This window comes from Bradyrhizobium sp., from assembly GCF_030693485.1.
Taxonomy (GTDB): Bacteria; Pseudomonadota; Alphaproteobacteria; order Rhizobiales; family Xanthobacteraceae; genus Bradyrhizobium.
The window spans coordinates 1-15,349 of record NZ_JAUYAN010000156.1; the positions used below are offsets into that span (position 1 = coordinate 1).

Here is a 15,349-nt window from a genome sequence, read left to right on the forward strand (position 1 = left end):
CGCGGAACCTCGAAGCTGGAGCCGTCCACCAGCCGCCGTGCGTCGCCGCCGGTCGCCTGCGCCAGCGGCTTGAGCAGGTCGGTGGTGGAGGTGACTTCGGAAAATTCCTTGGGGTTGGTCGGGCCGACATTGATCAGCGCCTTCAGCGTGCCGTCGGTGGCCTGCCACAGGCCGAGTTCGCTCGCGGGGATCGCCGAGCGCCAGGTGCCGGGTTCGCTGCTGCTTAGGGTCAGCTCGCGCGCGGTGCCCGAGGGCGAAGTGACGGTGACCGGCGTGACGCTGTCGGCCATGGTCTGGCGCAGCACCACCAGATCCTTGCCGCTGATCTGAAGCCGCAGCGCTTCCTCATCGAGGTCAGGCTGCTTCATCAGCCAGTGCGAGGTCCGCCGCAGCAGATCGAGATGCGGCCCGCCCCCCTCATAGCCGCGCGCCCACAGCCAGATGTGGTCGGACAGCAGCAAGGCGACGCGGCCTTCGCCGAAGCGCGACAGCAGCAGCAGCGGCTTGCCGTCGGCGCCGGTCATCACCGGCGGGGTGATGGCGTTGCGGGTGTCGACGGTGCGGAAAAACCGGCTCCAGCGCGGCGGCTCGGTGGCGGAGCCTTCCAGCCCTCGCGTGACCGGATGGCGTTTGCCGGCGTCGCTCAGATGCGCGTAATACGGTTTCTCGGTGACCCCGACCGGCTCGGCCGGCAGCACCGAATCCAGCGGCGTGCGCCAGATGCTGGTGCTCGACGCATAATCCGGCCCCGCCGACACCAGCACCGCGCCGCCGCCGCGCACATAGCGCGCGATATTGTCGAAATAGGCGATCGGCAGCACGCCCTGGCGGGCGTAGCGGTCGAAGATGATCAGCTGGAATTCGTTGATCTTCTGCTGAAACAATTCGCGAGTCGGAAACGCGATCAGCGACAATTCGTTGATCGGCGTGCCGTCCTGCTTCTCCGGCGGACGCAGAATCGTGAAATGCACGAGGTCGACGCTGGCGTCGGATTTCAGCAGATTGCGCCAGGTGCGTTCGCCGGAATGCGGCTCGCCGGACACCAGCAGCACCCGCAATTTGTCGCGCACGCCGTCGATCGCCACCACCGCGCGGTTATTGACCAGCGTCAGCTCGTTTGGCAGCGGCGAGGCCTCGATCTCGACGATGTTCGGCCCGGCATGCTTGATGCCGACATCGATATTGATGGTCTGTCCGCTCGCCGCGGTGCGTTCGTTGATCACCTCGCCGTCGCGGCGCACCACGATCCTGGCCCGCTCGCCGCTGACGCCCTGGTCGTCGAGCCGGTAGGTGATGGTCTGCGCCTGTCCGACGATGCCGAAGCGGGGGGCCGCCACGATCGCGATGCGCCGGTCGCGCTCGTCCTTGCGCCCGGTGACCAGGGCATGCACCGGGGCCTGGAATCCGACCGCCGCGGCATTGGCGGGAATGTCATGCACCCGGCCGTCGGTGATCAGGAAGGCGCCGGCGACGCGATCGACCGGAACGTCCGACAGCGCCGACGACAGCGCGCCGAACAGTTTGGTGCCGTCGGTCTCGCCGTCGGCCTGTCCGGCCTCGACGACGCGAACCTCGACGCCCTTGATCTTCTTGAGGCTGTCGACCAGCGCCTCGCGCGCCGTTTCGGTTTCGCGGGTGCGCTCGCCGAAATTCTGGCTCGGACTCTTGTCGATCACGACGGCGGCGACCGACGTCAGCGGTTCGCGGTCCTCGCGGGTGAACGACGGGTTGGCCAGCGCCAGCAGGATCAGCGCCAGCGCGGTGACCCGCACCGCAGCGCCGCGGGCGCGGGCGAGCAGCAGCAGCGCCGCGATCGCGGCGATGGCGACGAGCGCGATCCAGAGCACCAGCGAGGGGACGAGCGGTGTAAACGCGATGCCATACTGCATGTTGCGGCCCTACTGCCCGAGCCGTTCGATCAGCGCCGGCGCGTGCACCTGGTCGGCCTTGTAGTTGCCGGTCAGCGTGTACATCACGATGTTGACGCCGGCGCGGAAGGCGAATTCGCGCTGCCGCGGTTCGCCCGGTGTCAGCGGCAGCATCGGCTGGCCATCGGGACGGAGTGCCCAGGCGCCGGCCAGATCGTTCGAGGTGATGATGAGCGGCGAGACGCCGTCGCCGCCGCGGGCCGGCCGCGAGGCCGCCTCGTCGTCCTCGTCGCGCGGCAGGGTTTCAACCCATGTCTGGCCCGAGGTGAAGCGGCCGGGAAAATCGCGCAGCAGATAGAAGGTCTTGGTCAGCACGTGCTCGCGCGGCACCGGCTCGAGTTCGGGAACGTCGAGCGAGGAGAGAATGCCGCGCAGCGCCTGCATGCCCGGGGTTTGCGATGCGCCGTCGGCGCCCGGCGGCGCCTCGATGGCGTCGCGGGTGTCGAACAGCACGGTGCCGCCCTGCTTCATGTAGGCATCGATGCGGTTGATGGCATCCTGCGCCGGCTTCGCCGCGCCCGGCAACACCGGCCAGTAGATCAGCGGGAAGAACGCCAGCTCGTCGCGCGCCGGATCGATGCCGACGGGATCGCCGGCTTCCAGCGCGGTGCGTTGCGCCAGAAACAGGGTCAGTCCGGACAGGCCGGCCTTGACGATGGAGTCGACGTCGGCGTTGCCGGTGACGACATAGGCCAACCGGGTCTGCGATACCGCCTTGATGGCGAACTCGTCGGTGTTGGCATGCGCAGACCACGGCGTTGCGACGACCGCGGACAGCGCCAGGGCGAATGCCAGTGCGGCGGGTACCGCGCGCCGCCGCAACAGCGCCGCGATGCCGGCGCCGAGCAGCGCGACGATCACGGCATCGATCAGGAACAGCGCCAGCGACGAGGCCAGCAGGATTCCCCGGAGGTCGCGCGGTTCGGCATTGGTGTAGCTGGCGCGTTGCGCGCGCAGCGCAGCGGTATCGAGCGGCGCGATGCGGTCGGCCGCCGCCAGCGCGTTGACCGCGAGCGGGCCGTCGGCGGCGCCATAGAAGCCGGGCGGATGATCCGGCGTCGCGCGGTCCCGGAAGTCGGCGCGCAGCGGCTTCGCGGTCGAGGGCGGCGGTCCGAACGCGCCGAAGCCGTCGAGCGTGCGCAGCGGCGCCACCGTCTCCGCGCCGGCTTCGCCGGCGACGCCGGCGCCCGGCGTCGAGGTATAGCCGGACACATCGACGATCCGCCGCAGCATCTCGACGAAGCTGCCGGACATCGGCAGGTCGGACCAGCGCATGTCGGCGCTGACGTGAAACAGGCTGACCATGCCCTTGCCGCGATGCTCGCCGGTGACCAGCGGCGTGCCATCCTCCAGCGAGGCCCAGCTCCTTTTCGACAGCGCCGCGTTGGGTTCGGCGAGCACCTGCCGGGTGACGGTGATATCCTTCGGCACCACGAGGCCCGCGAACGGTCCATCGGTTGCGAACGAGGCCAGCCGCTGCGGCTTTTCCCAGGTGAGGCTGCCGCCGAGGCTGCGTCCGCCGCGGCGCAGCTTGACCGGCACCAGATCGTCGTCGGCCTGCGCCAGCCGCGGGCCGGCGAACCTTACCAGCACGCCGCCTTGCTCGATCCAGGCGCCGATGCGCTCGCGAATTTCCGGCGACAGCGTGCCGACATCCGCCAGCACGATCATCGGCAGCTTCTGGTCGAGAAATTGCGTGATCGCCTGCTGCGGCGAGCCGCGATCGCCGAGCCGCACGTCGGCGAACGGCGCCAGCGCGCGGGTCAGATAGAATGTCGAGGCCAGCAGCGGCTGCGCGGTATCGCTGGTCGATCCCGAGACGATGCCGATGGCGCGGCGGCGCCAGCGCTTGTCGAGCAGCTGTACCGCGCCGGCGGATCGCTCGCCGGCTATTTCGAGCCTGGAAATGTCGTTGCGCAGTTCGACCGGAAGATCGAACGAGGCTTCGGTCTCGCGATCCCCGGATACAAAGTTGTAGCGGGCCTCGCCGATCGGCGAACCCTTCAGGTCGATCGCGTGCACCACGCCCGCGGCGATGCCGCCGCCCGTGCGCAGCACCTTCACCGTCATCTTCGCCGCGGCATTTTCTGCCGCGACCAAGGCGAGCGGGGGTGCGGTGCCGCCTTCATAGAGCGTCAATCTGCGATCTCCAATGGTCTTGCCGAGGGCTTCGATGAACTCCGGCCCGCGCCCGGTATCGACGCCATCCGACAGCCAGGCGATCTCGGCGTCGCCGGTTGCTTTGAGGAAACGCTCCAGCGCCGGCAGGGTTTCCACCCGCTCGATCGAATAGGGTTTGGGCGTGAGCTGGCGCAGCGCCACCCGCGCCGTGCCCGCCGGCATCAGGGTGATGTCGCGCGCCGGCTCCGACAGCGGCACCAGCGTCACGCCGCGCCGGTCGTTGTCGGCATTCGCGATCAGTTCGTCCGCTGCCTTGATCCTGCTGTCCCAGCTCGCCGCCGCACTCCAGCCGTCGTCGAGCAGGATCACCAGCGGCGCGCTGGAGCCGGCGAGGCCGGCTTGCGGATTCCAGATCGGCCCGGCCGCCGCCAGGATCACCAGCGCCGCGGCGGCGAGCCGCAGAAGCGTCAGCCACCATGGGGTGCGCGAGGGGGTTTCCTCCTTCGGCGCGATGTCGAACAGCAGTCGCGTCGGCGGAAACTCGATGCGCCGCGGCCGCGGCGGCATCACCCGCAACAGCCACCACAGCACCGGCAGGCTGAGCAGGCCCAGCAGCAGCAAGGGTTGGGCGAAAGCGAGGGGGAGCCCGGCGATCATGCCCGTCGCCCCACCTTGACGGTGGCGCCGCGCGCGCTGCCCTTGCTCACCATCATGCCCGAATGCAGGAACAGCAGCAGTTCGGCGGCCGAACGGCTGGTGGTGTGGGTCGAGAACAGCCAGTCGAGCTTGTTGGTCTCGGCGCGAATTTCGGCGCGGTGCAGCGCCACGCGCGCGACGTAATCGTCGGCCCATTTTTCGGCGCGGCCGGCGGTGATGACGGTGCCGTTCTCTGGTTCGACGAATTCGATGCGGCCGGAATAGGGGAAGGTTTCCTCGGCGGGGTCGACCACCTGGATCAGCGTGCCGTGCGCGCCGGACGCCGACAGGCCCGCCAGCATGGTTCTGATCTCCTCTAGCGGCGACCAGAAGTCCGACAGCACCACGATTTCGGCCAGCGCCGACGGCACGAAGGATGGCGGCAGGCTGAGCCGGGCCGCGTCGTCATGCAGCATCGCCTGCGCCATCTTGTCGATCACGCTGCGGCTCGCGGTCGGGTTCATCAGGCCGGGAATGCCGACGCGTTCGCCGCCCGCGACCAGGAGTTCGGCGAGCGCGAAGGTGACGATCAGCCCGCGTTCCAGCTTGCTGTCGCGCGCCTGCTTCGAGGCGAACGCCATCGATGGCGAGCGGTCCGGCCACAGCCACACCGTATGCGAGGCCTCCCATTCCTGCTCGCGGACATAGAGATGATCGTCGCGCGCCGAGCGCCGCCAGTCGACGTTCTGCGACGGCTCGCCGGAAACGAAGCGGCGGTACTGCCAGAAGCTTTCGCCGGCGCCGGCGCGGCGCCGTCCATGCAGGCCGTGGATGACGTTGGCGGCGATGCGGCGGGCTTCGAGCACGAGCCGGGGCAGCGAGGCGGCGAGCGTCCGGCTTTCGCCGTCGGCCCGCCGGATTGCTGTAATCTCTCTCGGCGCGTGCCCGGTGTCCGCGGCCATCAACCGATCCGCGTCTTCAATTGCCTGATGACGTCGGGGATGGTGCGGCCTTCGGCGCGGGCGGAGAAGGTGAGTGCCATGCGGTGCTTCAGAATCGGTTCCGCCAGATCGAGCACGTCGTCGATCGAGGGCGCGAGGCGGCCGTCGAGCAAGGCGCGGGCGCGGACCGCGAGCATCAGCGACTGGCTGGCGCGGGGACCCGGTCCCCAGGCGATCAGCTTGCCGGTTTCGCCGCCTTCGTCGCCCGGACGGGCCGAGCGCACCAGCGACAGGATCGCCTCGACCACGGAATCGCCGACCGGCAGCCGGCGCACCAGCCGCTGCGCCGTGATCAGGATTTCCGAATTCATCGCCGCCTTGGCCAGGGTTTGGTCGGCGCCGGTGGTCTCGAACAGGATGCGCCGCTCGGCGTCGCGATCGGGATAATCGACGTCGATCTCCATCAGGAAGCGGTCGAGTTGCGCTTCCGGCAGCGGATAGGTGCCTTCCTGCTCCAGCGGATTCTGCGTCGCCAGCACGTGGAACGGTTTCGGCAGATCGTGACGCGCGCCGGCGACCGTGATGTGCTGCTCCTGCATGGCCTGCAGCAGGGCGGACTGGGTGCGCGGGCTGGCGCGGTTGATTTCGTCGGCCATCAGCAATTGTGCGAATACCGGTCCGGAGATGAAGCGGAACGAGCGCTTGCCGGAAACGCTCTCGTCCAGCACTTCGGCGCCGAGAATATCCGAGGGCATCAAATCCGGCGTGAACTGGATGCGCTTGGCATCGAGCCCGAGCGTGATCCCCAGGGTTTCCACCAGCTTGGTCTTGGCGAGGCCGGGCACGCCGATCAGCAGCGCATGGCCCCCGGACAGGATCGTCACCAGGGTATTTTCGATCACCCGGTCCTGGCCGAAGATCACGGTGGAGATGGCACTTTTCGCGGTGCGAATTTGGCCGACGACCTCTTCGGCCGCGCGGACGATCCCATCGTCGAGTTTTTCGACATTGTCTGCGCCGGCCATCCAGTTCTCCTTAAGGCGAAATCTTTGGGTCAGGTCTCGGGATCATCCAGCCCCGCAGCGCCGCTTGCGCCATGATGCCGGCAACCCCATGCTAATCCTACGCGAAGGCCATGTATTCGTTGAATTAAACTATCCCCACCTTATCGGCGTTTCGGGGTATGAACAGCATCACGATGTAGCGACCTGCGCGGTAGTCTATTCCGGGTTCTCGTCCCGGACATGTACCGAAAGGTGCATCAATCGTGCCAAATCGAGCGGCAGGGTCAGGGCAAACCATGGCGAAGCAAGGGCAGACCAGCTCCCAGGGCCTCGAAGGGCTGACCGCTGCGGCGACCGAAGCTGCGAAAACCAGCCCTGCCGCGAAGGGGCTGCCTCCGGTTCATCTGTGGAACCCGCCATTCTGCGGCGATCTCGACATGCGAATCGCTTCTGACGGCACCTGGTTCTACCTCGGCACGCCGATCGGGCGGCCGGCGCTGGTCCGGCTGTTCTCGACGATCCTGAAGCGCGAGGACGGCAAGCACTTTCTCGTGACCCCGGTGGAGAAGGTCGGCATCCGGGTCGACGATGCCCCGTTTCTCGCCGTCGAGATGACCAGGGAAACCGATGACGGCGGCCGGCTGCTGCGCTTCCGCACCAATGTCGACGACTGGGTGCCCTGCGACGCCGCCCACCGCCTGCGATTCGAGGCCGCCGCCGATGGCGGCCTGACGCCCTATCTGCACGTCCGCGCCGATCTGTGGGCGAAGGTGACGCGGGCGCTCTACTACGATCTGGTTGACATGGGCGAGGAGCGGGTGGTCGATGGTATCACGATGTTCGGGATCGAATCCGGCGGCGAATTCTTTTCGATGGCCGATGCGCAGCAGGTGAGGGACGCGCTTTGAACGAGCCGATGCTGAAGACGGATCCGGCCGCGATCAGCTCCATGGAGTTCTTCGATCGCAGCCGGGCGCGGCTGGGCTTCGACGTGCCGCAGGGCCTGGTCGATCCCAACATCATCCCCAAGAGCGGCGATCACGGCACCGACCGCATGCTGGAGATCATCGCGCGCGAGCAGCCGGTGCGGCCCGCCGCGGTGTTGATCCCGGTGGTGGACCATCCGCAGCCGACCGTGCTCTTGACCCAGCGTGCCGCGCATCTCAACGATCACGCCGGCCAGATCGCCTTTCCTGGCGGCAAGATCGACGTGACCGACGCCTCGCCGCTCGACGCCGCGCTGCGCGAGGCCGAGGAGGAGATCGGGCTCGATCGCCGGTTCGTCGAGCCGCTCGGCTATCTCGATCTGTACGCGACCGGTTTCGGATTTCGCATCATGCCGACGGTGGCGCGGGTGAAGCCCGGCTTCAAGCTGCGCATCAACCAGTCCGAGGTCGATGATGCCTTCGAGGTGCCGCTGGCTTTCCTGATGGATCCGGCCAACCACCAGCTGCACAGCAAGGAATTCCGCGGCATGGAGCGCTCCTATTACGCCATGCCGTTCGCCGAGCGTTACATCTGGGGCGCCACCGCGGGCATTCTGCGCGTGCTGTACGAACGGATAGTCTTGCGATGATCCGTCCGGTCCTGACCGAAATCGGAATTTTCCTGATCCCGTTCGCGCTCTATGCGGCGTTTCTGGTCGCCACCCGCTCCGGACTGCTGGTGCGGTCGTCATGGCCGCTGCATGTCGTCGCCAGGCTGTTGATCGGCGCGCTGGTGCTGGTCGTCATCAGCTTCATCCTGCTGGCGCATTATTCCGGGGCGCCGCCGGATTCGACCTATGTGCCGGCGCATCTGGAGAACGGCAGGCTCGTTCCCGGAGTCGAAAAATGAGCGAGGCGCGCGTGCTGGGCAGTGCCGCCGATTTGAAGTTCCTGCACCGGGTGCCGCACCTTCACCTCAGGAACTTCAAATCGATAAGCGGCACTGCAATTAGCTTTTCTGCTAGTGTTCCACTTCCGAAGTTCGCATACGAGGGTGCCGCGCATGGCTGCAAACTTCGGAAGTAGAACACTAGACGCGCCCTGGCTCAGATCCGGTCCGACCGCCCGCGTGCTCGAAATGCTCAACGGCGGCGGCGAGGAGGCGCGCGTGGTCGGCGGCGCGGTCCGCAACGCGCTGTTGAAGCGCCCCGTCGCCGACATCGATATCGCGACCACCGCGCTGCCATCAGAGGTGATCCGCCGTGCCAAAGCCGCCGGCATCAAGAGCGTGCCGACCGGCATCGACCACGGCACCGTGACGCTGGTGGTGGATTCGCATCCGTTCGAAGTCACCACCTTGCGCGAGGATACCGAGACGTTCGGCCGCAAGGCTGTGGTCGCGTTCGGCCGCGACTGGGTCCGCGACGCCGAGCGGCGCGATTTCACCATCAACGGCCTCTCGGTCGACGCCGCCGGTCTCGTACACGACCATGTCGGCGGATGGGACGATATTGCCGCACGGCGCGTGCGCTTCATCGGCGATCCCAACGCGCGCATCGCCGAGGATTATCTGCGCATCCTCAGGTTCTTCCGCATTCATGCCGCCTATGGCACAGGCGAGCCCGACCGCGCCGGCACGCTCGCCTGCATCGGCGGCCGCGCCGGCCTCGCCACGCTGTCCGCCGAGCGCGTGCGGATGGAAATGCTCAAGCTGATGGTCGCGGACGGTGCGGCGGTCGCGGTGCAGGCGATGGCGGATGGTGGGCTGCTGCAATCGATCTGCGGGGGTGTCGTCTACACCGGCCCGTTCGCCGCGATGATCGCGGCAGAGCGCCTGATGGGTCTTGCGGCCGATCCGGCTCGTCGGCTCGGCGCGCTCGCGGTCGCCGTCACCGAGGACGCGAAACGCGTCGCGCTGCGCCTGCGTCTCACCAATGCCGAAACCAGGGCGCTGGATTCCATGGGCCATCGCTGGTGGCGGCTTGCCGGCATGGACGAAGCGATCGCGCGGCGCAGGCTCTACCGGCTCGGCGAGGACCGCTACCGCGACCGGCTGATGCTGGCATGGGCGCGGGCCGGGCGCGGCGTCGACCCCTTGCCATGGCGCGAACTCGCCACCCTGCCGGCGCGCTGGCGCGCGCCGAAATTCCCGCTGAAAGCGGCGGATTTCATCGCCCGCGGCATCGCCCAGGGCCCGCTGCTCGGGCAGGTGCTGGCGCTGGCCGAAGACGGCTGGCTGGCGGCGAATTTCCCGCTGGAAGATTCCGCGGTGCAGGCCGTCGCCGACCAGGCGGTCGCGCGCTTTACCCGCGACAACAGGCTTTGAACATCGTCGCCGGCTTCGCCGATATTTCCCTTGCACAGCATGCGACGCGCGGCGCACGGCTCAGTTCGGCAGCGCGCCGTCTGCGAGCGGATCGTGCGTGATCAGCCCGAGAATTTCGTCGCTGCCGAAGCCGAGCGACATCGGCCGTATCGCGCCGGGCACCACCGCGAGGTCGTAAAGCTCGCTCACCGCGCCGTCGAGGCGGAACCAGTGCACACAGGCGCCGCTGTCGAGATCGATCACCTGCACACCGCACCAGGGCTCCGAATCGGCGTCCGCGAGCTTCTGATCGAGCGCCAGTCCCTCAAAACGCTGATAGCGCGGCTTCGACAGCCCGATAAAGGCATGGTTGCCGTGAAAGGCGAGCCCGCGCAAGAAGCCGGGGCAGAACGCCAGCACGTGGAATTTGGCCGCGGCTTGGCCAGCGCCCGGCTCGATCCAGCCGAGCTCGCCGGTGCCCGAGTTCAGCAGCCAGAGACGGTCGCGATAGATCCGCGGCGAATGCGGCATCGACAGGCCGCCGATGACGATCTCGCCCGATTGCACGTCGACGACGACACCGCCGCTGGCGCGCCGGTCGCGCCAGCCGTCGATGGTGTCGGACCTGCTCACGGCGGTGACGTAGCGCGGCACGCCATCCGCCATGGCGAGACCGTTGAGGTGGCAGCGGTCCTCCTTGACGATCGCCGAGATGAAGGGCGGCTTCCACAGCGGCGTGAAGCTGTGGCGCTCCGACGGCGTGGCGAGGCAATTGTAGAGCGTGTTGACGAACACGACGCGCCCATCCCTGAGAACGCCGACGTCATGCGCGTCGATCTCGCCGGTGACCCAGGTTTCACGCGGCACATAGCAGGCATCGAACACATTGTTGATCTGCTCGCCCGGGTTCAGCACGTTCTTGAACCGCACGATCTGGAACAGCGTCGCCAGCAACAGTGTATCCTTGTCGGGAACGCAGATCCCCATCGCCTTGCGGAAGAAACGCTCGTCGACCAAGAGCCCGCCATCGACGTTCTGCCCCAACAAATAGAACTTGCCGGACTGATAGGACGAGACCGCGAGTGCGATCCGCTGCGCGCCGAGGAAGCCGGGCAGGCCCGGCGACATCGAATAGGTGACGCGCGCTTCGGCCGGCGTCGACGGCGGCTCGGTTGCATGGCTCTCTTGCCCTGCCGGCGCGATCTCCGCGCTGGCCTGAGCGGCGGCTGGCGCCGGCCTTTCCTCGTCGCCCAACACGGATGACAACTCCCGGTCCCGCTCGCTCATCCATTGATCCTCTGGCGCTACCGCCTGGTTGGCTTGCTGAATCTCATCCGGGAACGCAAGCCTGTGTGTTTTCTGCAACAGTCCGCGGGGGAATTCTTCCCTGCCTTCGCCATCAGGTTGCCGCCCGTACCCCGCCCTGCCTAATGATAGCAGGAGAGGGCAAGGGAAGTGGCATCTTGAGGACCGCCGGCCCGGGGATGGGGAGTTATGGTACCGAGCGCGTTGCGTCGCCGGGTCCTGCTGTCGAGCACCATGATGGTGGCCGCGGTCGCCGGTTATGGCCGCCGCGCCTACGCGGCTTGCGTGAACTCCGGCGGCTCGACCTACCAGTGCTCGGGGGCCAATGCCGCCACGCAGACCATCACCGCCAACAACGCCAGCGTCTCCACCGTCGCCGGGTTCAGCGTCAACACCGCCGCCCTCAATGCGATCACGATTACCGGCAACGGCGCCCTGTCCTATACCGACACCAACGCCTCGCCGCTCGCTACTGGGGTGGGCACGGCTCTTGATTTCCGTTCCCATGCCGATTTTGCCGCCACGCCCGGCAGCGTCACCATCAACACCAATGGCGTGCTCAGCGGCACCACTCGCGGAATTAATGCGCGCAACTACGGCACGGGCGCGGTGACCATCACCGCCAACGGCAATGTCAACGGCACCTATGATTACGGCATCGCCGCGCGGAACTACGGCACCGCTCTCAGCGTGACCACCGGCGCCGGCACCACGGTCAGCGGCGCCGCAGGCATGTTTGCGCGCAACTACGGCACGGGCGCGGTGACCATTACCGCCAACGGCGATGTTAGCGGCACCAGCGGTAACGGCATCTTTGCGCGGAACACCGTCAACGGCTCCGCTATCAGCGTGACCACCGGCGTTGGGTCGACGGTCGGCGGCGGCAACTACGGCATTGATTCGCGCAACTACGGCACGGGCGCGCTCACCATCACCGCCAACGGCGATGTCACCGGCACCATCGGGCTTGGCATCGACGCGCGGAACAACAATGTCAACGGCACCAATGTCATAGTGACCGCCGCCGCTGGCACCACGGTCAGCGGCGCCAGCGGCATTCACGCGCGCAACTCCGGCACGGGCGCGGTGACCGTCACCGCCAACGGCAATGTCACTGCCACCGGCGCCACCGGGACCGCCATCTTCACGCAGAACCTCAACGTCAACAGCACCACTCTCAGCCTGACCACCGCCGCCGGCACGACAGTCAGCGGCTTCAATGGCATATTTGCGGGCCACTACGGCACGGGCGCGCTCACCGTCACCGTCAATGGCGATGTCACAGCCACCACTGGTAACGGCATCTACGCGCGGAACATGAACGTCAACGGCACCGCTCTCAGCGTGACCACCGGCGCCGGCACGACGGTCAGCGGCGGCAGCAACGGCATTAATGCGCGCAACTACGGCACGGGCGCGCTCACCATCACCGCCAACGGCGATGTCGCCGGCACCGCCGGGTTCGGCATCGACGCGCGGAACAACAACGTCAACGGCACCGATGTCACCGTGACCACCGCCGCCGGCACCACGGTCCGCGGCGGCATCCACGGCATTAATGCGCTCAACTCCGGCACGGGCGCGCTCACCGTCACCGCCAATGGCGATGTCACCGGCACCACCGGGTTCGGCATCGTCGCGGGGAACGTCAATGCCAGCGGCACCTCTGTCAGCGTGACCACTGCCGCGGGATCGACGGTGAGCGGCATATTAGGCATTTATTCGAGCAACAATGGCACGGGCGCGCTCACTATTACCGTCAACGGCACGGTGACCGGCAGTCACCGAGGCATCCATATTGGGGCCGGGGCCGCGACGGTTACGGTGGCCGGGACGGTGAACGGCGGCGCCGGCGGCGCCATCCGCTTCGCGAGTGCCGTCGCCAACCGCCTCGAGCTGGTGACCGGCGCCGCCATCAACGGCAACGTGCTCGGCGGCACGGGCACCGACACGCTGGGCCTGAGCGGTACGGGTTCGGGCAGCTTCAATGTCGCCCTGCTCTCTTCGTTCGAGGCCGGCCAAAAGACCGGCAGCGGCGCGTGGACGCTCACCGGCACCAACGCCGGCATCGGCACATTCGCCGTCAGCGGCGGCACGCTGGCGGTGAACGGCTCGCTCGCCAGTACAGCCATGACCGTGAACGCTGGCGGCACGCTCGGCGGCGCCGGCACCGTCGGCAATACCTTGGTTTCCGGCGGCGCCTTCGCGCCGGGTTCCGGCACGCCCGGCTCGTCGATGACGGTCAACGGCACGCTCGGGTTCAACGCGGCGTCGACCTATCGGGTCAACGTCAATCCGACGACGGCGTCATTCGCCAATGTTTCGGGCGTAGCCACCCTCGGCGGCGCAACGGTCAACGCCAGCTTCGCGCCGGGCAGCTACATCTCGAAGCAATACACGATCCTGACGGCCGGCAGCATCAGCGGCACCTTTGGCACGCTCGCCAACACCAATTTGCCGGCGAACTTTCACGATACGCTGAGCTACGATGCCACCCACGTCTACCTCAATCTGGCCTTGAATTTCACGACGCCCGCGTCCGGCACCCTCAACGGCAACCAGAACAATGTCGCCAACGCGCTGATCAATTCCTTCAACAGCAACGGCGGCATTCCGATGACGTTCGCGACGCTGTCGGCGCCCGCTTTGTCGCAAGCTTCCGGCCAGCCGGGCGCGTCAACGTCGCAGGCGGGCATTACCGGGGTAGGGCAGTTCATCAATGGCGTGTTCGACGGCGCCTTCGGTGACGGTCCCGGTCAGGGTGGCGCGACAGGTTTCGCGCAGGAAGACGACAACGCGAATGCATATGCGGCCAGGCGCAAGCTCTCGCGCGAGGCGAAAGAGGCCTACGCCGCCGTGACGCCGCGCGACCGGCGTCTGTCATCGTTCGCGCAGCGCTGGGCCGTGTGGGCCTCGGCCTATGGCGGCAACAGCCGCGTCAACGGCGACACCACCGCGGGCACCGACACCACGACCAACCGCGTCGTCGGTGCCGTTGCCGGCGCGAGCTATCATTTCACACCGGACACCCAGGCAGGTTTTGCGCTCGGCGGCGCCGGCTCGAGCTTCGATATCGCCAACGGTTTTGGCGGCGGACGCGCCGACGCCTTCAACGCGGCGGTTTATGCCAAGCATACGATGGGCGCGGCCTACGTGGCCGGCCTGATCGGTTATTCCTGGCAGGACACCAGCACCGACCGTACCGTGACGATCGCGGGCATCGATAGATTGCACGCCTCGTTCCAGGCGCAGGCGCTCGCGACGCGTCTCGAAGGCGGCTGGCGTTATGCCGCGCCGGTGGTCGGCATCACCCCCTATGCTGCATTGCAGACCACGACGTTCTATCTGCCGTCTTACGGCGAGACCGCGGCCTCCGGCAGCAACACCTTCGCGCTGAACTATGCCTCGAAGTCCGTCACCGCGACGCGCAGCGAGTTCGGTGCGAAATTCGACAAGGCGACGCCGGTGCAGGGCGGCGTCTTCACCCTCAAGGCCAGGGCCGCCTGGGCGCACGACTGGAACACCGACCGCAGTGCTATTGCGACCTTCCAGACACTCCCCGGCGCCACCTTCAGCGTGAACGGCGCGCAGCCTTCGGCCGATGCCGCGCTGGCATCGCTCGGCGCCGAAATGAAATGGCACAATGGCTGGACGGTGGCGGGCCGTTTCGACGGCGAGTTCTCCCGCACCATCGCCGGCTACGCCGCCAGGGGCAGCGTGAGATACGCGTGGTGAAACAGGTGAGCCCGGTCATGTCCGCTAATGGCGGCGAAGGGCATAATCCGCCGCCCAGCTAACGCCAACTTGACTGATAGCCACCTTACGTCACTACTTGAATTTCTTGAGGCTATTCCGGGCAGGTGACTGGGCGCTCACGCCCGCCGATACAAAATGACAGGAACTCCCGGGACAAGTTGGTTCAGGAAGTCGAAGTCGCCGACATTCCCTGTCAAAACGCTGGCACCGATACTCCGCGCCTGAAGGTAGATCAGCGCCTCGTTGAGGTACATCCGCTCACGACCCGCACCCTTCGGCGCGCCGCCGAGACGAAAGAGTTCGCCCGCAAGCATTCCCGCTTCGCCCCACATCGCCGTTTCAGGAGCGTGCAAGCGATGCCGCGGAATGTCTTCAATCACCCCCCGTATTGTTTGCAGAACTCTGCTCGTCGAGGGGTGAACTGGAT

10 protein-coding genes and 1 pseudogene are annotated in these 15,349 nt (G+C 67.1%); 5 read left to right on the top strand and 6 right to left on the bottom strand.

Annotated elements, in window-relative coordinates; all coding sequences use genetic code 11:
- The 4 genes from Q8N40_RS11565 to Q8N40_RS11580 form a co-directional block, all read right to left on the bottom strand.
- On the bottom strand, positions 1-1,889 hold a 1,889-nt coding region (locus Q8N40_RS11565), incomplete at its 3' end, for a hypothetical protein (RefSeq protein ID WP_305711911.1).
- A 9-nt stretch (positions 1,890-1,898) separates the two neighbouring features.
- On the bottom strand, positions 1,899-4,703 hold the full coding sequence (locus Q8N40_RS11570; protein WP_305711917.1) for a DUF4159 domain-containing protein: 2,805 nt from the start codon (positions 4,701-4,703) through the stop codon (positions 1,899-1,901).
- Positions 4,703-5,647: a DUF58 domain-containing protein gene (locus Q8N40_RS11575; RefSeq protein ID WP_305711912.1), complete on the bottom strand. Its 945-nt coding sequence runs from the start codon at positions 5,645-5,647 to the stop codon at positions 4,703-4,705. Before Q8N40_RS11575 ends, Q8N40_RS11570 begins: the two co-directional genes overlap by 1 nt.
- The gene (locus Q8N40_RS11580; RefSeq protein ID WP_305711913.1) at positions 5,647-6,651 is read right to left on the bottom strand and encodes a MoxR family ATPase; all 1,005 of its coding nucleotides are present in this window, start codon (positions 6,649-6,651) and stop codon (positions 5,647-5,649) included. The genes Q8N40_RS11575 and Q8N40_RS11580 overlap by 1 nt, the downstream gene beginning before the upstream one ends.
- A gap of 275 nt (positions 6,652-6,926) precedes the next feature.
- On the opposite strand from Q8N40_RS11580, the gene Q8N40_RS11585 reads away from it, so the two are divergent.
- From Q8N40_RS11585 to Q8N40_RS11600, 4 genes are all read left to right on the top strand, one after another.
- Positions 6,927-7,538 carry a DUF1285 domain-containing protein gene (locus Q8N40_RS11585; protein ID WP_305318710.1) on the top strand — a complete coding sequence of 204 codons (612 nt, stop codon included), beginning with the start codon at positions 6,927-6,929 and terminating at the stop codon, positions 7,536-7,538.
- An 8-nt stretch (positions 7,539-7,546) separates the two neighbouring features.
- Positions 7,547-8,206, top strand: coding sequence for a CoA pyrophosphatase (locus Q8N40_RS11590; RefSeq protein ID WP_370870794.1), 660 nt, complete (start codon positions 7,547-7,549; stop codon positions 8,204-8,206).
- Positions 8,203-8,466 (top strand): DUF6111 family protein, encoded by a 264-nt coding sequence (locus Q8N40_RS11595; protein ID WP_305318712.1) that lies wholly within the window; start codon positions 8,203-8,205, stop codon positions 8,464-8,466. Before Q8N40_RS11590 ends, Q8N40_RS11595 begins: the two co-directional genes overlap by 4 nt.
- Positions 8,467-8,619: 153 nt before the next feature.
- Complete coding sequence (locus Q8N40_RS11600; RefSeq protein ID WP_305711914.1) at positions 8,620-9,882, top strand: CCA tRNA nucleotidyltransferase; 1,263 nt, start codon at positions 8,620-8,622, stop codon at positions 9,880-9,882.
- A 60-nt stretch (positions 9,883-9,942) separates the two neighbouring features.
- Here Q8N40_RS11600 and Q8N40_RS11605 read toward each other — a convergent pair whose 3' ends face one another.
- Positions 9,943-11,148: a TIGR03032 family protein gene (locus tag Q8N40_RS11605; RefSeq protein WP_305711915.1), complete on the bottom strand. Its 1,206-nt coding sequence runs from the start codon at positions 11,146-11,148 to the stop codon at positions 9,943-9,945.
- 222 nt (positions 11,149-11,370) lie between these two features.
- On the opposite strand from Q8N40_RS11605, the gene Q8N40_RS11610 reads away from it, so the two are divergent.
- Positions 11,371-14,901: an autotransporter domain-containing protein gene (locus Q8N40_RS11610; protein WP_305711916.1), complete on the top strand. Its 3,531-nt coding sequence runs from the start codon at positions 11,371-11,373 to the stop codon at positions 14,899-14,901.
- Positions 14,902-15,038: 137 nt separating this feature from the next.
- Here Q8N40_RS11610 and Q8N40_RS11615 read toward each other — a convergent pair.
- A pseudogene (locus Q8N40_RS11615) lies at positions 15,039-15,349 on the bottom strand (hypothetical protein); the annotation flags it as partial.